16 protein-coding genes are annotated in these 21,892 nt (G+C 42.7%); 2 read left to right on the top strand and 14 right to left on the bottom strand.

Annotated elements, in window-relative coordinates; translation table 11 throughout:
• Nucleotides 1-34: 34 nt before the first annotated feature.
• Complete coding sequence (locus MMU05_RS09990) at nucleotides 35-1,603, top strand: M81 family metallopeptidase (protein ID WP_241141534.1); 1,569 nt, start codon at nucleotides 35-37, stop codon at nucleotides 1,601-1,603.
• 493 nt (nucleotides 1,604-2,096) lie between these two features.
• Here MMU05_RS09990 and MMU05_RS09985 read toward each other — a convergent pair whose 3' ends face one another.
• The 11 genes from MMU05_RS09985 to MMU05_RS09935 form a co-directional block, all read right to left on the bottom strand.
• A complete protein-coding gene (locus tag MMU05_RS09985) occupies nucleotides 2,097-2,309 on the bottom strand; it encodes a hypothetical protein (RefSeq protein ID WP_241141533.1) in 213 nt (70 codons plus the stop codon).
• A 351-nt stretch (nucleotides 2,310-2,660) separates the two neighbouring features.
• On the bottom strand, nucleotides 2,661-2,918 hold the full coding sequence (locus MMU05_RS09980) for a VF530 family protein (protein ID WP_241141532.1): 258 nt from the start codon (nucleotides 2,916-2,918) through the stop codon (nucleotides 2,661-2,663).
• 122 nt (nucleotides 2,919-3,040) lie between these two features.
• Nucleotides 3,041-4,882 (bottom strand): hypothetical protein, encoded by a 1,842-nt coding sequence (locus MMU05_RS09975; RefSeq protein WP_241141531.1) that lies wholly within the window; start codon nucleotides 4,880-4,882, stop codon nucleotides 3,041-3,043.
• Between the two features lie 161 nt (nucleotides 4,883-5,043).
• Nucleotides 5,044-5,325: a hypothetical protein gene (locus tag MMU05_RS09970; protein WP_241141530.1), complete on the bottom strand. Its 282-nt coding sequence runs from the start codon at nucleotides 5,323-5,325 to the stop codon at nucleotides 5,044-5,046.
• 36 nt (nucleotides 5,326-5,361) lie between these two features.
• Entirely contained in the window at nucleotides 5,362-7,539 is a 2,178-nt protein-coding gene (locus tag MMU05_RS09965) for a DUF5916 domain-containing protein (protein ID WP_241141529.1), read from the bottom strand.
• 224 nt (nucleotides 7,540-7,763) lie between these two features.
• On the bottom strand, nucleotides 7,764-8,570 hold the full coding sequence (locus MMU05_RS09960; protein WP_241141528.1) for a metallophosphoesterase family protein: 807 nt from the start codon (nucleotides 8,568-8,570) through the stop codon (nucleotides 7,764-7,766).
• A gap of 2 nt (nucleotides 8,571-8,572) precedes the next feature.
• Nucleotides 8,573-9,289, bottom strand: a complete 717-nt coding sequence (locus MMU05_RS09955) for a DUF3307 domain-containing protein (RefSeq protein ID WP_241141527.1) — start codon at nucleotides 9,287-9,289, stop codon at nucleotides 8,573-8,575.
• Nucleotides 9,286-9,930, bottom strand: coding sequence for a SatD family protein (locus MMU05_RS09950; protein WP_241141526.1), 645 nt, complete (start codon nucleotides 9,928-9,930; stop codon nucleotides 9,286-9,288). Before MMU05_RS09950 ends, MMU05_RS09955 begins: the two co-directional genes overlap by 4 nt.
• 112 nt (nucleotides 9,931-10,042) lie before the next feature.
• Nucleotides 10,043-10,504, bottom strand: a complete 462-nt coding sequence (tnpA, locus tag MMU05_RS09945; RefSeq protein WP_241141525.1) for an IS200/IS605 family transposase — start codon at nucleotides 10,502-10,504, stop codon at nucleotides 10,043-10,045.
• Nucleotides 10,505-10,993: 489 nt separating this feature from the next.
• On the bottom strand, nucleotides 10,994-11,191 hold the full coding sequence (locus MMU05_RS09940; RefSeq protein ID WP_241141524.1) for a hypothetical protein: 198 nt from the start codon (nucleotides 11,189-11,191) through the stop codon (nucleotides 10,994-10,996).
• A 225-nt stretch (nucleotides 11,192-11,416) separates the two neighbouring features.
• Nucleotides 11,417-14,173 (bottom strand): M14 family zinc carboxypeptidase, encoded by a 2,757-nt coding sequence (locus MMU05_RS09935; protein WP_241141523.1) that lies wholly within the window; start codon nucleotides 14,171-14,173, stop codon nucleotides 11,417-11,419.
• Nucleotides 14,174-14,463: 290 nt separating this feature from the next.
• Here MMU05_RS09935 and MMU05_RS09930 point away from each other — a divergent pair, with 290 nt between their 5' ends.
• Nucleotides 14,464-18,300: a PVC-type heme-binding CxxCH protein gene (locus MMU05_RS09930; protein WP_241141522.1), complete on the top strand. Its 3,837-nt coding sequence runs from the start codon at nucleotides 14,464-14,466 to the stop codon at nucleotides 18,298-18,300.
• Between the two features lie 192 nt (nucleotides 18,301-18,492).
• Here the strand turns inward: MMU05_RS09930 and MMU05_RS09925 are convergent, their stop codons facing one another.
• The 3 genes from MMU05_RS09925 to MMU05_RS09915 form a co-directional block, all read right to left on the bottom strand.
• The gene (locus MMU05_RS09925; protein ID WP_241141521.1) at nucleotides 18,493-18,903 is read right to left on the bottom strand and encodes a rhodanese-like domain-containing protein; all 411 of its coding nucleotides are present in this window, start codon (nucleotides 18,901-18,903) and stop codon (nucleotides 18,493-18,495) included.
• 114 nt (nucleotides 18,904-19,017) lie between these two features.
• Nucleotides 19,018-20,163, bottom strand: a complete 1,146-nt coding sequence (locus MMU05_RS09920; RefSeq protein WP_241141520.1) for an aminotransferase class V-fold PLP-dependent enzyme — start codon at nucleotides 20,161-20,163, stop codon at nucleotides 19,018-19,020.
• A gap of 523 nt (nucleotides 20,164-20,686) precedes the next feature.
• Nucleotides 20,687-21,886, bottom strand: coding sequence for an alpha/beta hydrolase family protein (locus MMU05_RS09915; RefSeq protein WP_241141519.1), 1,200 nt, complete (start codon nucleotides 21,884-21,886; stop codon nucleotides 20,687-20,689).
• Between the last annotated feature and the right edge of the window lie 6 nt (nucleotides 21,887-21,892).

The following is a 21,892-nucleotide window of genomic DNA, read 5'->3' as shown; positions in this document are numbered from 1 at the left end:
TAACTCTATACAACGCAAACCTTCCTTTTCCACCATGAACCAAATAAAGTCAAGTCTCCCAATTTTCATAATCCTCCTTATCCTCGTGATTGGATGCAGCCAAAAACCCAATCCTGATGATTTGCCGCGGATCGGCATTGCCGGAATCGCCATTGAGTCAAGTACATTTTCACCGGCTGTCAGCGAAATCGATGCTTTCAAGGTCAGTCGGGGCGAGGAAATTTTCAATTTGTACCCATTTTTCTCCCCTGATTCAGCCAACCGCAAACGTGCTGTTTGGCTACCGGCACTTTATGCGAGGGCTTTACCGGGAGGAGCAGTCACACGCGAAACATATGAATCATTGGTCACCGAGATGTTGGATTCCTTGCGGAAAAATGCTCCTTATGACGGACTATTTTTTGATATCCACGGCGCCATGAGTGTGGTGGGTTTGGATGATCCTGAAGGCGATCTTATCATGAGGATCAGGGAAGTAATTGGCACCGAAACGGTGATTTCCACTTCTATGGACCTTCATGGAAGCGTCTCATCAAGGTTGGCAAAGCATACAGATCTGATTACCTGCTACCGATTGGCACCACATGAGGATGCCATGGAATCAAAAAAAAGGACTGTGGATAATCTTCTGGAGCGCTTAGAAAAAGGATTGGGAAAACCTACCTACAAGGCTTGGGTGGCTGTACCGATTTTGTTGCCTGGTGAAAAAACGAGTACGAGGATCGACCCTGCCAAGAGTCTTTATGCTAAAGTAGCCCCTGCGGCAGATCAGGAAGGAGTCACAGATGCGGGAATTTGGATTGGCTATGCTTGGGCGGATGAACCGAGGAATCAAGCTTACGTCATGGTGACCGGTGATGATGGGGAATTGGTAAAGCAAACAGCAGGCGATCTTGCCAAGAGCTTTTGGGATGTCCGGCATGAGTTTGATTTTATTGCCCCGACAGCTACTTTGAAAGAAAGCCTTGACAAAGCGGTAAGCAGCGATAAGCGACCCTACATCATCAGCGATATGGGAGATAATCCCACAGCAGGAGGTGCCGGTGATGTCACTTGGACCTTGAATGAAATCTTGATGCGGCCTGAATTCAAATCCGAGGATGGACCTTCTCTCATCTATGCCTCCATTCCCGGGCCGGAGTTTATTGACAAAGCAGTAGCTGCCGGAGTTGGTGGCAAGGTAGAAGGATATGCCGGTGCCAAGGTGGATGCCCGTTTTTCCCCACCGGTTTTTCTTTCTGGCAAGGTGACTTCCATTGTCCATGGTGATCAGCATGCCATCTCTGAAGCGGTCGTCAAAGTCGGGAGTGTCTCTGTGATAGTGACCAAAAAGCGAAAGCCCTATCATTTGGAATCAGACTTTACCAGGCTTGGTTTGGACCCAAGGCAAACTGATGTGGTGGTGGTGAAAATTGGCTATTTGGTTCCCGAACTTTATGACATGAGGGGAGATTGGATCATGGCACTTACTCCGGGAGGTGTAGACCAGGATTTGGAAAGGATGGAATTTAAGCGGATCAATAGGCCGATGTTCCCTTTTGACAGGGAGATGCCAGATCCTGACCTCAGCCCAAAACTGATTCCCTTATCCCACGAAAAGTGAGGTTAGGATTTAAAATCAGGATCTTTCACACTTTCAAATGCAAACAGGATAATTTCAAAGCTTATTGGTAAAAGAAAAAATTTGTAAACAGATTATTTACAATATGTTACAAAAGGGCTTCTGATAAAGATAAAATAAAGAAATTGGATCAAAATTGTAATTGGTTATTTGTTGTTGACATTGATCAAATAAAATTTTGTTAGAGCTATTCATCAAATAAGGCAGGCCTGATAGACCTGCCTTATTCATTTTTATCTAGTATCAAAAGCGAAACCTTCGGCAAAATTCAGAGGGCAATTTATAACAGGATTCAGAAGACATGGCTAAAAAAACCGGGGATTCCTGAAGTTTAATCCTTCAAAAATCCCCAGACCAGAATGCTGAACATTTAACCTTTACTTAAAACAAATGAACCACCAAGGGTCATTACCAAAAAAACCAAAAATCTGTACTGTTACTAAATCCAATTTCTTTTAATTACAAAAAAGTACAGTTAGACTGACACTTTCTTGTTTTTCACGCTGTAAGACCTCCAATAATACCAAACAAAACCAAGTTGGGGGGCAAACAACAAAAATGCGTTGGGAAGAATGGAGGAAACAGAATTTCCGATTTCTATTCCTACCATATCATAGAATGTCAGGATTGACAACACAGCAAACAATGCATAGATGTTTGCTTTAATAAATTTTGTTCTGTTTTTCATAACAAATTGGGTGGGGATTAAACAATATTTCAATTACAAAACCGAAAAGAAACCATTGTTCATTGGGTGATCAAGTCTCTAATTCGAATCTAATATGGGACAAAAAAATCTAAATACAAACTCCTGCAGTGACCTGATTTCCTGAAAAATAGCCTAAAAATTGACACCCTGACTTCGGGATTTTTACGTCAACCTATTATTGTAAATCAGTCAGAGGAATATGCATTTTATGCCTAAATACAGGTTGATTTTTTCTCTCTCCAGCCAAAAAAATATTTTATATTTTTTTTTAAAAACTCCAATGATTACACCTGACTATCTAATACTTGTTACCCAGAATATTCTTCCTGCCTATCCGCGTCTTTCTCTTTCTACGGATTTGACGTAAAATTCTTCTACTTTTTTTCTTGCCCAATCTGTCTTTCGCAAAAATTTAAGGCTTGAATTGACAGAGGGGTCATGGGTAAAACACCTGAAACTGAACCTGTCACCAAGGTATTCCCAACCATGTTTTTTTACCAGATAATCCAGGATATCGGCAAGGCGAACACCATGAAGTGGGTTATTGATTTGTTTATCGGGAGCATTGAGACTGTCTTCGTTTTCCATAGAGCAAAGTTATGGTTTATTGGCTTGAAGGCAAATTTGGGAAAACAATATGCGTTTGAATGTATTGTAACTGTCCAAAGTGAGGTTTGCAGAAAAAGCTACTTCATCTTATCGAAACACCGTCATTTCCCGATTTCACCAAAACTTAAAACCAAAATCTGTTGGGTTTCGGAAAAAGTCGTCGCCTCCAAATACACGTTTTTCTCTTTGTCAACCGTCCCGATGTAGACCATTTTATGGGCAGCCAACATCATTTTGAGCACATTCAAATCCCCGAGAAGATTAGCCGGAATGTGATTGCCCACTTCGAGGAGGTTGAACTCCACTCCTTCTGCAAAGGCAAGCTCTGTGAATAACCTATCGAGGTTTTTTTGGAAGGAAATCTGGGCAATATACCTAGCTGCAAGTTTATGGGAAAGTACTGTGTTACTTTTTAAAACATTTGTGTGGAGCAATTGTTCGGTAACAGGATCTCCTAAAATGGTGACAATCTTGGTCATGAACAGACTGTCATTTCGATTTTTGGAAACCAACAACATTGTCAATCTAAAACCCTGTTCGTCATCCAGGTTAATAATGATATTATCATAGTCCACTTCATGGAGACTTTTAAGAAAAGTAGGATTAAAATATTCCGAAGTTTCCTCAAACACAAAATGGGACTCCTTTAACGAGGCCAAACTTGACACGTCCATAAAATCATCAATATTACCCAAAGGCCATTCATTGCCTACCACACATATTTTTTTACTTGCTGCTTCTTTTGGAGGGATGATCGCTTCATTTTTGACCAAATTAAGAGGGGCGGAAAGTGGCTTGTAATGGAGATCTTTGATGTTTTTGGTAAGAAAAAGCAACCAATCAGAAGATTTGAGTGATTTCCCAAAAGGGCATAGATTCATCTCAAAACCACCGTCCTTATTGATCCCGGAAAAGCCCAATAAAGTCCCTCCTTCAAAACTGAACAGCAATTGCTCGAATAAAACACCACCCAAGTCACCTTTATCCAAAAATCTTTTTGGGTCGATAAAATGGATGGTAGACCCATCAAAAGACAAAATTTCAAAGAAAGCTTTATAGTAGACCACATCGACTTTTGCCCTTGCCAGAATACTGCCTATAACGTCGCCGGGTGTGATAACCGCAAACAGGGCTCCCGCGCCAAGAGAGGTAAGTTCTAATGCGATATCTCTACTATCCTTATTGTTGGACAATTCAATAGAGCACTTTACAGGATGTCTTGAACCCTGCCTGTCGGACAAATGCTGAAAAAACGCATGGTTATTTGTCAGGGTAGTGAGTATTTTCAAGTTGAAATTATCAGCAGCAAAGAGATCGTCCTCCTTGTCAGGTAGAAGGATTACAATTCCGGTAGCATTTGAAATCGACAGCCTATCATATGTTTTGAAAGCCAATACATCCCCCTGCCTAATAAAAATATCCAGGTTGTTCCATCTTTCTTTATCCAAAAGGGACCGGAAAGAATTTACCACATCGCTATCAGAAAAGAGGAGCACCACATTCTCCATGGTTCCTTTGTCCTTGGCTCTCAGATTAAACTGATCAAGGATCAGTGGTAATTTTATATTATAGTTAATAAATATAGTATGCCCGGTACCTTTATAGGGCAATGATCCACTCTTGATATTATCAATCAATTTGATCAAGGCAGCTGACAAAACGGAAATGATGAATGAAAATAAAATCATTCCCAACAATACCTGGATCAGCCCTGCTACCATTTGTATAGGACCTGTGGTTTCATAAAAATAAGCCGGGTCTGCAAAAATTTTATAGCTCAACTGAAGACTTCCTAAAAAGGGAGAAAGGGCTATGATAATGAAGGCACTTGTAAGGAAAATAGCGATCAGCTGCACCCAGACAGAAGCCAAAGCAAACCGCTCGGGCGTAAGTATCCGGCGGGAGTTTCTCAAAAAAAACTTAAGTCGTTCGAGTTTGGGCAAGGTATATGTCAGGTTTAGCTTTAAATATAATAAGCCTCTACCACTTTACCACAAAAATTTAAGCAGCCTTTTCACAAGAGCCTGACTATTGTTCCCTTAGCAGGACAGACGAAGGATGTGTGGGAAATAACGTACTTAAAACTTAACTATTAATCCAATACTCAATAAGGACGGTTTAATCCCAAAACAAAGGAAATCCCTACCAAAACCACGAAAACAAATACTTTTAGGATTTTTAGAAAATTGGGCTGCAGACTAAGATTTGATTTGGACCTGTCCAAAAGATGGGAGACAAAACCCGAAAGCCCACCTGCAAAAGGAATCATGACCAAAGGTAAGATTATCTGATGCTCAGGACCATGATCCGGAATTGCTCCAAACAGACAAAAAATCATTAGGATTAGCCATGAAAGGATTACTGATTTGAAGACCTTCTGTAGCATTCGGAAAGCTTTTTTTATTTGGCGATGCAAATTTAATTAAATATTCCACCAATAGGTAAATTTCAGGACAACCGATCTGTCTTTGGCGAAGAACGGCGCAGGAAGGTAATTATCGGTAAATACGAGAAATATATCCGAGGCTGGCTTGAATCTCCATTGGACCCTTGTGTTCAGGTTGATGTTGTCCACCTGTTCATTGTATTGAACAAAGGCCGTGATGAAGAACTTGTTGGTGAGCGTCAGGTCAAATCTCGGACCCACGAGCCAAAAAGAAGTGATTCCCCATGGTTCTATGAGATGGATTTCGTTGTAATTGGCATTCATCGTCAGACTGAAATAAGGCTGGAACCTGTATCCCAATTCTCCACTGATATTGTACCTGTTTCCCTCAGCATAGTACCCTCCTACCCTCGTGGCTAAGGCATAGGTAAATATACTTTGGGGCTTGGAAGTGAATTCCGTCCCCCAAGCAAACCATCGGTGCTCCGATCCCGCGGCCAAAGTATCTCCGGAAGAGTTTGTCGGATCAAAAGGCTTCAGAAGCTTGATATAATCATGCGCAAACCATGTGGTAAAGACGCTTTGAGTCCTGAACCTCACTTTGTAGGACACATAGGTTTCATTGTCGGTCTGGTTCATTTTGGTGTCAAAAAATGATTTGGTACTGAATTCAGGACCATGGCTGAGGATTTTTTTACTTTCCGGAAAAAACAGGTATCCGACCAGTGGATTTATTTTGTAGAAGCCTGTTCTTGGAACATAACCCACCTCAGCGGTATAATTTTCAGAGACATATTCATGCTGCACATTCCAATAAAGGTTTCCGCTGGTGTATCGGAGATTGGCTGCATAGACGAGTCCGTTGCCAGGTTTCAATGGGTTGAATGATTTCAATACGAAGGCCTTTCCCGTCCATAAATTGTTGGAAGAGGCATAATTGAATTCTAATCCTACATTCCGGTCGAATTCAGACGTTGAAACAGAATCTTCCGGCAATGGAGGAGTAAACATACCTGCTTGCCGTGTCACCACAATGGCGCTCAAGTTGGACCGTGCAAGCACTCTTCTCTGTAAAGTAAGGACCGAAAAATTCTGAGCATCAAGGTTTTCCTCCTCCACTTGACCTGTCTGCATGGTCATCGCGCCTATCCTCCAATCCTTGTTTAATTTCCCGCTGAGTCTTGCACCTGCTTGGATAGGAGCTTTCAGACCTATTCTTCTGGAGAAAAAAGGCCGGATGGTCTCATATCCGAAGTTGGCAAAAAGGTCTCCATTTTCGAGAAAAAACTGCCTCCTTTCCGGGAAAAAGAGTTCGAATCTATCCAGATTGGTCACTTGCTTATCCACCTCCACTTGGGAAAAATCCGGATTGACGGTCAAGTCAAGATTGAGGGCCGAACCCAGACCGATTTTGGCATCCATTCCAAAAGAACTCCTATAAACCGGATCCTCTCCTTCCTTTCGGTTTTGGGAAAGACCTCCCAACCCATATGGAATCACAGAAATATTAGGGCCGGCTGCAGGCGGTGGATTGTCCCAAACAAGAATGCCCGTGTAGGCCAAAGAAGCTGAAGGAAACTGACGTGGGACTGGTGCCCAACCCGATTTTTCGGTGGTCTTCAGGTCAAGACGGCTGAAATTGATGCCCCATTCCTTGATTCCTGATTTGTATCGGATGGATTTGAAAGGAATAGAAGCTTCAAAAACCCATCTGTCATCATAATTTGTGACTTTTGACTCCCACTTATTGTCCCAACTCAGGTCGACCTTACCGCCATCGTACATGATGCCGTCCCATTGTGCCCCGGCGGCATTGGCACCAAAAGAAAACCCGTTGATCTGATCATCAAAGGGATCCATAAAGAGCAGGAAGTTGTCATTTTTACCAAAACTGAAATCCCTTCTGAGGGATTCTACCATGTATGGGCCCTCGAGCGCATGGTAATTCACCACAATCAAATAGAGATGCTTGTCGTCATAGGCCATCCTGACATCCGTCCGGACTTCAGCGAAGCTTGTGTCCATAGGTGTAATCATAAAAAAATCTGTTGCCACTTCCGCATCTGTCCATGATTGCTCATCCAATTTCCCGTCAATCACTATCGGATCGACGGTTTTGTGGATATTCAGCCGGTATGCATCATTGATTTTTTGGGAAAAAGAAACAGAGGCGATACCGAAGCAAATAAAGACCATCAGGATGGCTTTCTTCATGGAATTTTGGGGGAATAGAGCGAGTTGGTACGAAAGTATCCCAACCCCCATTGAAGTTAAACATTTCTTTTTCCAATGTCTGTGTAACTGTTAAGGGAGGAAAATTATTGGTTTGAAAAAATGAAAAAATCCCTCTTAGATATTGGCGATAATTGGGACAAGTCAATAAAATATTGAAAAAACGACAGGTGAATGTTCCCTATTTTGGATTTTTGGAAAGTAAATCAAAGCGTATGTCCGCTCAGAATCATCCCGTCTGCCATGGCTTTGAGGTAAGTGACGACTTTTCCGTCTTCCCCGACCTCACATACTCTATAACCCGGAAATGGTGAACCCCAACTTCCTCCAAAATGTCCCGACCAAAGATAGGGCTTCTTTCTGTTCAGCATGATTCCGTCCACGTCGTGGTCATGTCCATGGAAGATGGCTTTGACATTGGGATAAGCCCCTATCAATTCCAAAACCTCCTCGCAGGAAACACCATGCCTAGTCCAGTCATTTTGGGAAATATGGATAAAGATAAATACGTGGGAAAGAGATTTGAATTCCTCCAGTTTTGATTTCAAAAATTCTGTATCCACACAAAGGTATTCCCCTGCCTGATTGGAACTATTGGCCAAAATAATCCCGAAATTCTCTTTGGTTGTAAATGCAAAATCAGCGGGAATTCCCCAAATCACTTCCCAATCTTTCTCTGAAATCCGATCATGATTTCCTTTGACTGGGAAATATGGAACGTTCAATTTGTCATAGACTGCTTTTACTTTGGGCATCAAAGCAGGTTCATCGTGTATCAAATCTCCATTGAAAACCACGAAATCCACCTCTTTCTCGCTGTTGACCGCCTCGATCAATTGCTTATGGAATCCCTCAAAATCTGTTTTGGGCTGTCCATAATGTCCGTCGGATGCAATGATAAATTTGAGTTTGCTACTTTTAGGAAAATGCATTTTTCCAAAGGTCATAAAAGGCAATGCCGTTACCCCTGAAGTAACCAAAGTTAATTTTTTAAGAAAGGGCCGTCGGTTCATAGTCAGAAGGTTTTTATAAGGTACAAGGTAGCCAAGGCTGTCAAAATTGCCATACCAAAGCTCATCAATGTTCCTATCAGGATATATTCAGTCAATTTTCGGTCTTTGGATTCCTTAAGATCCCCAAACCTGAAGACGGATTTGGCGGTGATCAAAAATCCGACTCCCTCCCAATGGTCTGTTAGGATGAAAACAAACACGAAAAGTCTTTCCAAAATCCCGATGTATTTTCCGGCATTGGACAGTGAGTCATTTGCTTTATCAAAGATTTTTAATGACCAAGGTTCAAGCAAAACATTCATAATCACCGATACACCAAAACTCAGAAAACAAACCGCTGCGAGTATAGTCCAAAAACCGACGGATTCAAAAATCCAAAACCATGATGTGTCCGGATAAAACCAAACCAAGGATACGCCAACCAAAACCAGAATATGGAGCAGTTGGTCTACGATAAACCAGGATGTCTTGGTGCTTTTATTTTGAAAGGAAAGTTTGGCGAGGTCAATCAGAAAATGGGTAACCGTCACTGTCAGCGCCAAAGCCCAATACTGGAAATCCCATACCAACAAAAGTATAAGGACCCCATGGATCAAAACGTGGAGATACAGCTTTGGAGAGGCCCATTTTTTGGCTTCCTTTTCAGTAACCCATGATTTTGGCTGAAGCAAAAAATCACCTAGGATATGCGCAAGCAGTATTTTTATAAATATGATCATGGCAACAACCTTTCTAGCTTTTCTTTATATAAATCATTGAGTTCCAGCATTTCGGAATAATACGCTCTTTGGAATCGTGCACTTACCGAGTTCTGTTCGATTCCCAGAATCTCCCCTATTTCAGCCTGTTTCAAATGCGGCTTTTCCAAAGCAATTTTCATAATTTCACCCGAATTTCCTGACCAATTGTCCATGACGATCAGCGCCAGTTTGAGCATCAGGTTCATTTCCTTGTCAAAGTCCAACCATGGGCTTTTTACCATCAGGTTTTGGTTTTTGCTCCGCAAGAGTTCAAAAGCCTCTCCTGAATTGAGATAGGCAGAACCCATTCTTGTTCCGATGCTGTCAGAATCCTGTTCCTTTTCACCTATACCGATGGACATCCTTACATCAATTGGAGCGTTCCTTTTCTTCTGATCTGGGGATTTGATAGATTTCAAGGTGGCTTTGATGAGGATCGATTTATGGAGGGCGTCCAAAGGGTCAGCAACTTCAACTTGAAAGCTGTCCCCTCTAAAAATCTCCCAAGTGTCATTCTTTTGACCCCATGAGTTGAGCAAAGATTCCAACGGAAGCAGCCAATCCTGTTGATTAGCCACCTTTCTTGAATCAATGATATCTCCAGTAATTATTGCAAGCATGTCTAAATATCGATTAAATAATCGATAAATCAAAATATCATCTAATAAGATGATAAATTATAATATCCATTAATAAGTAGATAAGTTAAAAAATCGATTATTCTCTCAATGATCAAATTATCCATTCAAAGAGATATTCCTCCTTATATTCAATTTGAAATTTCTTGAGAAAGGCAACATACTCATCCCGAAACGTCTGGGTTTTGTGACGTTCTTTTTGATTCATAATGTATTGGATCACATTGTCCAAAGACCGTTGACCATGTGAAAAAGCGCCATATCCATCTTGCCATTCAAATTTCTGCCTGGTAAATTTTCTTTCTTTAATGAAATTATTAGAGGATTTTTTCACTTCTCTCACCAAATCTGAAAGACAACAATTGGGCTTCATTCCTATTAAAATATGAATATGGTCAGGCATTCCATTGATTGCCAAGAGTTTTTGATCTTTGTTCTGAATAATTCCTGTAACGTATTTGTATAACTCATCCTCCCAGTTTGAAAGAATAAGACTTTTTCTCCCCCTAACAGCAAAGACAACATGGATATATAATTGCGAAAAGGTACCCGGCATGGTGAAGGTTATTGAGTAAAATGATCAGAAGGATTAAGTTCTCCAAAAGGGAAATGATTTCAAAATTTGAAGACGATATTAAACGTTTAAATAATTGAAATTCCCATCTAAAAGGGATGGAGAAATGATTCATACCAAAATCATTCGACCGGTTCCAGGTCGGGCAACATTTGATTCAATGATTTTCTATAAATATGTGATTCGTTCCGGGTCGAAATAGGAGCCCATAAAAAAGCTTTATCGGGGTATACGGGCGTCTCTCCCATCCCAAAGGGATGAAATATTTATAATTGGAAAAAAACCGGTCGGAACCCCCGACCCTGAAGGGGTCGAATAAAAATATTCGTATCGAAAATCATTCGACCGGTTCCCGGTCGGGCAACATTTTATCCAATGATTTTCTATAAATATGTGACCCTTTCTGGGTCTTTATAATGTTCTCAAAACAATAGAACCCCAAATAATTACCATGGGGTTCTACCAAAAACTTTAATTCTTGCCTCTCGACATGATCACTCCAATAATCAACAGGGCTACGCTGATAATCACAGGAGTCCAATTGGCGGTACTTACTGCGATATCCATCCCAAACAACTTGAAACTCTCTGAATCCTGCATTGCCTGTATTCCAAACATAAGAGTTCCAATTGCTCCGATAATTGCTAAAATTATTCCTAATGCTTTCATGTTTTGGTTAGTTAGAATTGTTCAATTTAAAGAATTTCAGAATGGAAAACATTACACATTCTTTGGATTTGAAGTGAAAAAGGAATCCCATCTTTCAAACTTTATCCAAATGCTAGACCAAAGATTCCCAGAACACAAAAATCCCGCAGAAAGTAGAAAACCATGAGAAAGTAAATTCTCCATCGTTTAAAACTTCTGCGGGATTCAATTCAAGATGTATTATAGCTATCTCATCCTGTCCCAATTGATGATGGCATTCCACACCATCGGGGCATCGGCATGGTTGAGGTACCGGTGGAGCGGATCGAAAGTAAAGGCAAGTACGTTTCCTTTTCCGACGGGAACATTAAAGACAGCACCGTGACCGATGATTTTATCTTCATTTCTGACCATACCGGCAACCACATAAGGAGCATCTTTCCCTTCGGGCTTGGCAGGTTTCTCCACTTTGGGCTTATCAGGCATCCCCATAATCGGACCTTCAAATTCCAGTTCATCTTTCAATGGTTTACCTCCGTATTGCACGAGCATCAGGTTACGGTTATACTTATCAGTTTGTAGCAAAGGCCCATTTCCACGAAAAATGGAGAATGTTTCAGGATACCCATACATTACCGGATGGCCTGTATTCCTTGCTTTGGCATTGACGATAGAACCGGGATGGAATAACGCACCCTGATCGGCAGGAGTCAAATCGGAAATGATACCAAGCTCTGACATGATGGTGCTCGTATTGTCCAGAGTGATAAGCAATCCACCTTCTTCAGCAAACTTTTTCAAATTGTCTACTCCCAAAAATCCGGGGCCGCCGGTCATATCTGTCGTCGCATCAGGAAAGCCGTGGGATGGAAACTCTGCAGTTTTGGTAAAGGGCATCGGTCCAAATTTCTTATCCACTCCATGCATAAAACGTTTGGCATTTCCATTTACCCTTGGTACCAAAATGACGTCAAAACGGGTTTTCAGATTGCCGGCTTTCAAATCGTCTTTGTCAATAGAAGTGTAAGGAATACCTCTTTCTTCGAAAGTGTACCTCGACCAACCTTCATCTTGGGTATTGTACCAAGTATGATAGATGGCCACTTTCGGCAATTTGACAGCCTGCTGATCCGCCGCAGAGACATTGGCACCTCCTGCTTTCAGGTCCAATCCAAAATCCGAAGCTAATTTTTTGGCTAGGTCTGCATTGATTTTTTTGATCAAAATGGCTCCTGCCGAAATGGTATCTCCATTAACAACAGTCTGCTTGGGCAGAATGTTGATTTCAGCATTTTTATTGGCAGCTTTGACGGCATACAAGGCCGGAAGCACGGTATTTTGTGCCTTGTATTCCAATAAATAGCTACTTCCCTGACCATCGACTTTACCTATATATTTTGGATTTTCTGCAAGCAGCTTGAGTGAAGAAATATCAAAATCAATGCTGTCTTTGGATACTACCTTTACGCCATAGAGGTAAGGCAAAGTCCAAGCGATCGCATCATAAGGAGGATATTTGGCGTCTTTGGGATATGCCTGCGGGGTCAAAAGAGACACTGCAAGATTTCTATACGGTTGTTCTGACAATACCACGTAATTACTATCTGACTCATGGACTTCGATACCCTGAAGCATCAGCTGCTTCGCAAGGTAAGCCACCATGGCAGGATCACGTTGGTCCTTGGCAATGGTGAAAGCTTTTGCACCTTCAGTTTTCCCCTTTTCGACACTGTTATATCCTTTTTTATAAAAATTCTGCAGCAGCATTTTACCATTATTGGCGGCATAGGACAGGGATGCGATGACCCCGGTCATGGTATAGTTGATATTATTTCTAAATGACCAATAAACCTTTCCTGTGGCAGGATCAGGACGGTACCATTCTTTGGACGTGACAAGATCTCCGGCAAATCTCGCATTGCTCAAATCTCTCAGGTAAGTATCTGCCCCGGCATTGCCATAAGTTTCATAAAAGCGGCCGTTGGAATTGTGGTTGTTCGCTACCCAAATGCCATAACCCGGCCACCAACCGTCATAAAATGCCCAGGTAAACGCACCAGGCAATCCTTCAGAGGCTACTTTTGCCACATCATGGTTAGCCATGATCTGCCACTCGCTGACAGTAATTGGATCCACAAAATCGTTGTAAGGACCTGTTCCTGTAGAAATGTATAGCAAGGGAACCGACTCATGCAAGTCAAGCATCACTGTAGGATGGAACTCAAAAAAGCCCTTGAAGATGGATTTGGTGATTTCCTGTGAAACCTGCAAACCGTCCCTGTTATTGTCATGGAAGACATATTTGGCCCAATAAGGAGAAGATCTTGGGAACCCATCATCAAATTCTTTTCTGCCTTTGGAATAGCGATAATACCAATCGACCTGCTTATCCAAGCCATCAGGTTCAGAAATGGGGTTGATGACAGTGATCACGTTGTCACGGATATCTTTGATATCGGAAGATTGGGAAGTTGCCAATCTGTACGCGAGTTCCATCAGTGCTTCGGGTGAACCCATCTCGGTGGCATGCATGCCGCCACTGACATAATACACAGGCTTGCTGTCCAAAATGATGGTCTCTGCCTGTTCAGGGCTTGTTTTTCGGGGATCCGCTAATTTTGCCAACTGGATTTTGTAATGGTCAAGGCGCTTGATTGCATCCTCATTGCCGATGACGATCAGGTAAAAAGGCCTGCCTTCCTCGGTTTTTCCCATCTCCTGCATATGCACAAGCGGGGAGGTATCAGCGAGTTTTTGGTAATAACCGTAGATCTCGGCCGAGCGGTGAACATGACCTTCGGCACCGATGATATGACCAAAATGCTTGAGTGGAGATGGAATCGTAGGATGATCGACTACGTCCAAAAGGAATTCGGGAAGAAAACGTTTATCTGTAGTAAATTCCCTGATTTTTTGGTTGTAAACTTCATCGATTTTTTGTGCCTTCAGGGGAAGTATTGCTATAAAAAAAAGCAATACCCCAAGGCGATAAAATCTATTCATGGTGGATGGTTTTAAATGGAATTTCAAGCTACAAAAAATAAGGATAATCAAAGACAGGAATTTATTTCAGTGGCTGAAACAGGAATTTCCTTATAGATTTTGATTTAATTCTAAAAAATGAAAATCGAAATACAACTTTGAGTTTGAATATTATGCTGATTGTCACCCATGCCATCCCTTCTTCAATTTTCAGATAAGGTTTTTCGGTAACAATCCTTATATTAAAGACTTGAAATTCATCCTATTGCAAATGCAGGATTTTCCTTCGAAATCAATAAAGATTACCCAACATGAAAACCCAATCCATCCAAAATTTACTTGCAATCATTATTTTACTTTTTTCTATCAGCTGCAAAAAAAATGCTACTGAAACTTCCAATCCATCAGAATCTACCGAACCAACGACATTGAGGTTGGAGGAAGATCTTGAAAAAGGAACCATTTCTATTTTCCGACAGGAAGAAAACGAACCGATTTTGGTTCAAAATGCGAAAGATGATTTCAGACCATTTATCCATCCGATCGTAGCACCTGACGGCAAAGGTCTCCTTACCGAATACAGTCCCGGTCACCACAAACATCAAACTGGATTGTATTGGGGATTTACAAGAGTCAACGACCGGGATTATTTCCACAATCCGCAGGAAGATTATTGGAAAAAAGTGGCTTCCAACATTGTCGAAAAGGAAGGTACCGAAGTGAAATGGCAGACCGTTTACCACCTATTGGATGAAGCTGGAGAAACAGTTATGGAAGAAACCCAAAACTGGAGTATGAGAGAAGAGGGTGGAAAATACTTTTTGGATCTGGAGTGGAAAGGAGAAGCGATCAAAGATATCGTGATCGGTAAATACGATTATGGAAGTTTATTCTTGAGAATGCCTTGGAAAGAAGGCATCAAAGGTGAAATAGTGAATGCTGCACGCCAGAAAAATGAAAGTGCTGAAGGCCAACCATCGATGTGGGTCAATGTGGCCATGCAGGTCGAAGGCCGTGAGGACATGGCCAATGTTGCGATTTTTGACCATCCTGAAAACAGAGGATACCCTAACAAATGGCGGGTAGATGGTCAGTTGGGATTGGGGCCTGCATTTACTCGAGATGGAGATTGGACGATTCCCAAGGGGAAAATTGAAACGCTCAAGCACCAGCTCGTCGTCTATACCGGCGAACTCAATGATGTGAAAATGACTGAAACTTGGGGGCAATTCTCAGGAAAAGAAGGCATGTACAATACCACTGAGCTTTGGGCCTTGGCACAAAGGGAAGGAAGAGAAGCAAAATTTCTCAGCCCGCAAGAGGCAGTGGAAGCGATGACTGTCAAAGCTGGATTTAAGGTGAATGTATGGGCATCCGAACCGATGATGACCCAACCAATGGCGTTTTGCTGGGATGATCGGGGTAGGCTTTGGATTGCAGAAAACAAAGATTATGAATCCCGGGGATATGGTTTTTCCAGTTCAGGAGACAGCCGCATTCTGATTTTGGAAGATACAGATGGCGATGGTGTCGCGGACAGCAAAAAGGTTTTTATTGAAGGATTGGCCTTTCCTGCAGCCATTGCTGTGGGATTTGACGGCGTTTATGTAGGTGCTCCGCCCAACTTGCTATTTATCCCTGACAAAAATGGAGATGACAAAGCCGATACGGACAAAATTGAAATCCTGCTCACAGGTTGGGGAATACTCGATAGACACGAAACACTCAACAGCCTGCATTGGGGACCGGATGGATGGTTGTATGGTTTGCAGGGATTTGCCACTCCTTCCAAAATCCGCAAACCTAACGGTGATGCAAAACTCTACTACCACAATGATGCCTTTCCTGAAGGCTTATTGGAAAAAGAAGGCGTTGACATCAACGGTGGTGTGTGGCGTTACCATCCTGTCAAAGACCGATTCGAGGTCGTGGCACATGGATTTAGCAATCCTTGGGGCATAGACTACGATGCCAAAGGGCAGCTTTTAATGACCGCCTGCGTGATTCCTCACCTGTGGCATGTGATTCCCGGAGGGATTTACCACCGACAGGGAGGACAGCATTTCAATCCTTATGTCTATGAAGACATCAAAACCATCGCTGACCACAGCCATCGTTCTGCACATGGCGGAGCGCGGGTCTATCAGTCCGATGCCTTCCCAAAAGAAGAGCAGGGAAAGATTTTTATGGCCAATATCCATGAACATGCGGTACTGTCGGACATTTTGGTTCCAAAAGGTTCAGGCTATCAGGGAAAGCACGGTGATGAGTTTATGATTGCAAACAATGCCCAATGGGTTGGATTCAGTATGGAAATCGGACCGGACGGAGCGCTTTATGCCTTGGACTGGCATGATGCGGACATTTGTGGAAAGGAAGTTTTGAATGAAGAGACTGGCAGGATATTCAGGATTGCACCAGAAAAATCTCTTGCGAAAGACTTCGAAGGCAGGTATTCTGACTTGAATAAAATGAGCGATAAGCAATTGGTCAGCCTCCAAACCAATCCAAGTGATTGGCATGCGAGGCGTGCAAGGGGAATCCTTCACAAAAGGAAAGTAAACGGAAAGCTCCAAGCCACTACCATTACGGAATTGAAAGCCATTTTCGAAAAAGACAAAAACCCCGATTGGAGATTACGGGCAATGTGGTCTCTGCACCTGACAGGGGGATTTACCGAACAGCAACTGATCCAAGCGCTCTCAGACAAAGACCCACATGTCAGGGCTTGGGCCATCCAATTACTCTGCGAGGACATGAAGCCGTCTGCAGCGGCGGTTTCTAAATTTAGGGTAATGGCTAAAGAAGACCCCTCCCCTGTTGTCCGTTTGTACCTCGCATCTGCTATCCAAAGGATGTCAACAGCGGATAAATGGGAAATCGCTGGTAATCTTGTCCTACATGGGGAAGACGCCAATGACCACAACCTGCCCAAACTCATTTGGTACAGCATTGAACCCCTAATGGCGGAGAATCCTGACAGATTTCTAGCGCTATCCAATTCCTCAATAATCCCCTTGGTCACCCAATACATTGCCCGAAGGGCTGTGGATGAGGACGAATTGGAAAAATTGGTAACACTGATAGGGAAAGGCGGGTCAAACACAGAGCATCTTTTGACAGGCATGTTCGCAGGAATGGAAGGACGTACAGACTTGAAAATCCCACAAAACTGGAAAACCGTATCGGACAAACTCCAACAATCCAGTGGAAAATCGAAGATACTAGCTCAGGAAATATCCGGTCTATTTGGGGATACGGAGGCCACACAAAGGGCTTTTGCTTTGCTCAAAAACAAAAATGCTCCCATCGATCAAAGGAAAAAAGCCCTTCAAACGCTGACCGCCCAGCAACAAAAAGAGCTTCAGGCCGAGTTGCCAAAACTATTGCAGGAACCAGCGATGAAACTTGAAGCAATCAAATCCATTGCTGCTTTTGACAATGAAGCATTGGGTAAATTATTGATCGACAATTTCTCCAAATTCAATCCAGAGGAAAAACTCGCGGCCATGCAGACGTTATCTTCCAGGCAACGTTATGGCGGCATGTTGACCAAAGAAATCAAGGAAAAAAGGATTGCCAAAAGTGAAGTTCCGGCAGGTGTGGCGAGGCAATTGCTCCGTGTAGTGGGAAGTGGTTTTATTGAAGTTTGGGGTCCGATAGAGCAGGTTGCAAGTGATGAAGCAGCTTATAAAAAATACAGGGCGATGATTAATCCATCCTCTCTTTCTTCGGCTGATTTGAAAGCCGGAAAGAAAATTTTCCAGAATACCTGTGGAAGTTGTCACAAGATGTTTGGTGAAGGAAGTGTGATTGGACCGGATTTGACGGGTTCAAACCGCGCCGACACAGAATATATCCTGCTGAATGTCTTGGAACCAAGTGCTGAGATCCAGGATGATTACAAAATGGTCGTGATCAATACCCGTGATGGAAGGACGTACTCCGGCAATGTGATCAATGAAACCCAAAGGCAATTGACGCTGCGGGTGGTAGGTCAGGAACCTGTCATCATCAACAAATCCAGTATCCAGTCCAAAGATGTGACACCTGTTTCTTTGATGCCTCCGGGCTTATTTTCCAACCTCACCGAAAAAGAAATCGTCGACCTAATGGCGTATCTGAAGACGAGTAAGAGGGTGGATTGAGGGGTTGGTTATTTGGTTATTGGGTTAGAGGTTATTTGGTTAGAAAAAAATAAGGGGATTAATCTAGAGTTTTTGAATGGAACCCGGGCAAGCAACCATAGGATCTTGCCAGGCTCTTGCTCTAATCTCTTGCTCTAATCTCTTGCTTCTCGTCTCTTGCTTCTCGTCTCTCGTATCTCGTATCTCGCTTCTTTAATTCGGTTTCACCACCTCAAACCCGTTTCTTCTCCAATCTACTATTCCGCCACTGAGGTTGTAAACTTTAGTAAAGCCGTTGTTCAATAGGACATCAGCTGCTTGACGGCTTCTGCCTCCCACTGCGCAATAGACATATACTTCCTTGTCTTTGGGCAAGCTTTGGAGTTTTTCTTCAAATCCACTTTGGTAGATATCGATCACGTAAGCATCAGGAATGATTCCCTGTGCCACTTCCTCAGGAGTTCTCACATCCAAAACAATCCCATTTCCAGAAGCCAAGAGGTTTTTGAAAGTAACCGCATCTACTTCTTCCACTTTACCTGAAACCTCGGAGTTCTCAGAAGTTTTTGAATTGCAGCTGCCCAAAAAAGTAAGGGCGAAAAGGAAAATGGCAAAGTATTTCATGGTGCTTGGGGTTTTGGGAAACAAAGATACTTCAAAAGCTATTTTTACTTTGCGGACAAAAGTCACAAAGACAGTTTCTCTTTAATCAAAACAAGGAATTTATTTTAACCAAACCTAAACCTCCCTCAAAGTCCTTATCAGCACGGCAATATCCTCTTCTGTATTGTACAAATGGGCAGAAAAGCGAATGGCTTTGCCCCGGACTGAGACGTAGATTTTGTTTTCCTGCAGCTTTTGGAGCAGGATTTCCTGAGAGATATTTGGAGGCAGCAGAAACCCAAACAAGTGTTTTGCACGGAATTCGTCTTCTTCTACCCAAAATCCATTTTCCTTCAAATAGGAGATCAAAGGTTTGGTGAGCACGTCGCAGTAAGATTGGATATTGTCTGTTTTCCATTCCAAAATCTGCTCAATGGCCGCGTTCATCATCGGCAGCAGGATAAAGTTGCCGTATTCGCCGACATTGTATCGCCCTGCACCTGGTGCATAATCATCCACGTAATTGGTCAAGCCGGAAAAATTTTGGGCATTGCTTCGGTTGACCCAAGTTTCCTCCAATGGAATCCCATTATTAAAATACTCCGAATAATACGCCAAACCGATAGAATATGGCCCCATCAGCCATTTGTACCCCGCGCAGATCAGCGCATCAATTTGACATGCTTCTACATCGATCGGCAAAGCGCCAACAGACTGAGTTCCGTCCAGGATGAAGAAGGCGTCGTTTTCTTTGCACTTCCGGCCTATTTCGGCAAGGTCAAAAAGTGTCCCATCTGTCCAATGGATCGTCGACATGAGAACTACAGCGGTTTCTTTATTGATGGCTTCGAGGATTGCAGCATTCCATCTTTCCCCTCTTTTCTCTAAGGTTTCCGGCGCTTTGATGGTTTGGAGGGATTTATGGTTGTCTCTGCACCATTTCTCAATCGCATAATAACCACTCGGAAATTCCTCAGACACCACCAATGCGGTATTTCCGTTGTCTTTTGGAAGGTTGTTGACGGCTGTACTCAATCCATAGGAAGCAGCGGGGATGATGGCGACTTGCTTTGCCGGACAGTTTACCAACTTCCCAAAATTGCTTTTGAGGATCTCGGCATTTTCAAAAAAGTCCTTGGGTTGGATGGAAGTGGGGTTTCTTTTTCGGATCAAGGCTTTAATGCCGATTTCTTCCACTGATCTGAGCAAAGGTGACATGTAAGCGCCATTTAGGTAATGGATGTCCTCAGGGAGCTGGAAAAGGTGTTTTTGATTTTTCATATTTTAAAGATCACGCAAAGACGCAGTGACGCAAAGTAAGAAAGTATATAAACCCCACAAAGACACGGAGGCACAAAGAAAAAATAAAAATATCTCTCGCAAAGACGCAAAGGCACAAAAGGACAAAAAGCCCACAAAGACACAGAGGCACAAAGAAAAAAAAATTATCTCACGCAAAGACGCTAAGACGCAAAAGGAAAAAACAAGAAAAATTACTAAGGAAGGTTTCCCGCTATCCTGCTTCTCCAGAAGCTGGATTTTATTCTCACGCAAAGACGCAAGGGCGCAAAAGGAAAAAACAAGAAAAATTACTAAGGAAGGTTTCCCGCTATCCTGCTTCTCCAGAAGCTGGATTATTGGACTCGTGAAAAGAGCCAAAGAACCTAAGGAACTATGGACTGTCGACTATGGTCTATTAACTTCTCTTTTTTTTCCGCTATCCTGCTTCTCCAGAAGCTGGATTTTATTCTCACGCTAAAGCGCAAAGACCCTGACTAACTATGGACTATCGACTATGGTCTATTCACTTATCATTTTTCCCCAAATTCATTTCCACAAAATCCATGTAACTCTTCCAATCTTCCAGAGTGAGATCATGTTCGCCTTCACGGATATGGTAACCTGCGAATGGTTGAATAACAGGCTCTTTCAACTCCTCAAAGTCCAAAGGAAAACTTACCTTTTTTCCATAAATAAAAGGAAATACCCTACTTCCCAATTTCATCGAAAGGTACTCTCCTTTGGGATCTGCCCAGCGGTCTTCCCTTGCACTGGAAAAATAAATCGCCCGTGGCGCGACCAAGGAAACCAGCATGTGTTGGTCGAGCGGCAACAGTTCTTCTTTACCATTGAATGCCTTGAAATTATCATTGAACCAATGGGGAAATGCCGTATTGATGACTTGGACTGTTTCCCCAAATTTTCTCTTGGACAAAGCCGCTCCGCCGCATCCGGATTCGTTGGGGATCGTCACCGCCCATCGGGTATCATTGGCACTTGCCCAAAGGGCTGCCTTTCCGGATCTTGAATGGCCAACCAAAACCGCGCGGTTTGCATCGATCAAGGATTCTTTTTCGAAGTAGTCCATCGCCCGCATCGCTCCCCAACCCCAAGCACCCAATGCCCTCATGCCATCTTTTTGGCCCAATTGTTCCGGATACAGCCTTTCAATTACCCCTTTAGAAAATCTATTTTTATCATCAGGTGCCACCGTCTCCACATGAAAGGAAGCGGTCGCGTATCCCTTTTCCACCAATTCCTTAACCGCCCAAAAACCTTCCTCCACCAATTTTCCATCCGCGTATGGAGCTTGGTAATTGATCAATAAAAAAACAGGAAAAGGACCTTTGCCATTTTTGGGGATAAACACATTCAAGCGCATGGTGTGGGTTTTTCCTCCACGAGAAACTTTTATATCAACCTCCTTGAGAATGGCTGTATTTGGATATGGGTTTTGGCTTTTTGTCATCTCAGAAAATGAAATATCATCAAAATCGGTTGGGATCTGTCCATATACATTTTCTTCAAAAAGAACCAAAATCTCAGGTCTACGAATATTTTCCCAATCCTCGACGGTCAGTATCGGATTTCCCTTAAGGCTGACAAATGGATCAGGCAAGATCAGGTCAGGGACTTTGCTTTCGTCATAATTAGCGGGGATCTGTGCCATAAGGTTCACTGTTAAAGAGAGAAGCAAAAGGAGAAAACTGATTTTCGATTTCATGTTGGC

Origin of the sequence: Cognataquiflexum rubidum, assembly GCF_022538115.1 — a bacterium.
Classification (GTDB): Bacteria; Bacteroidota; Bacteroidia; order Cytophagales; family Cyclobacteriaceae; genus Cognataquiflexum; species Cognataquiflexum rubidum.
The sequence above is the reverse complement of the archived record's forward strand: the minus strand, read 5'-3'. Positions and strand labels throughout refer to the sequence as shown.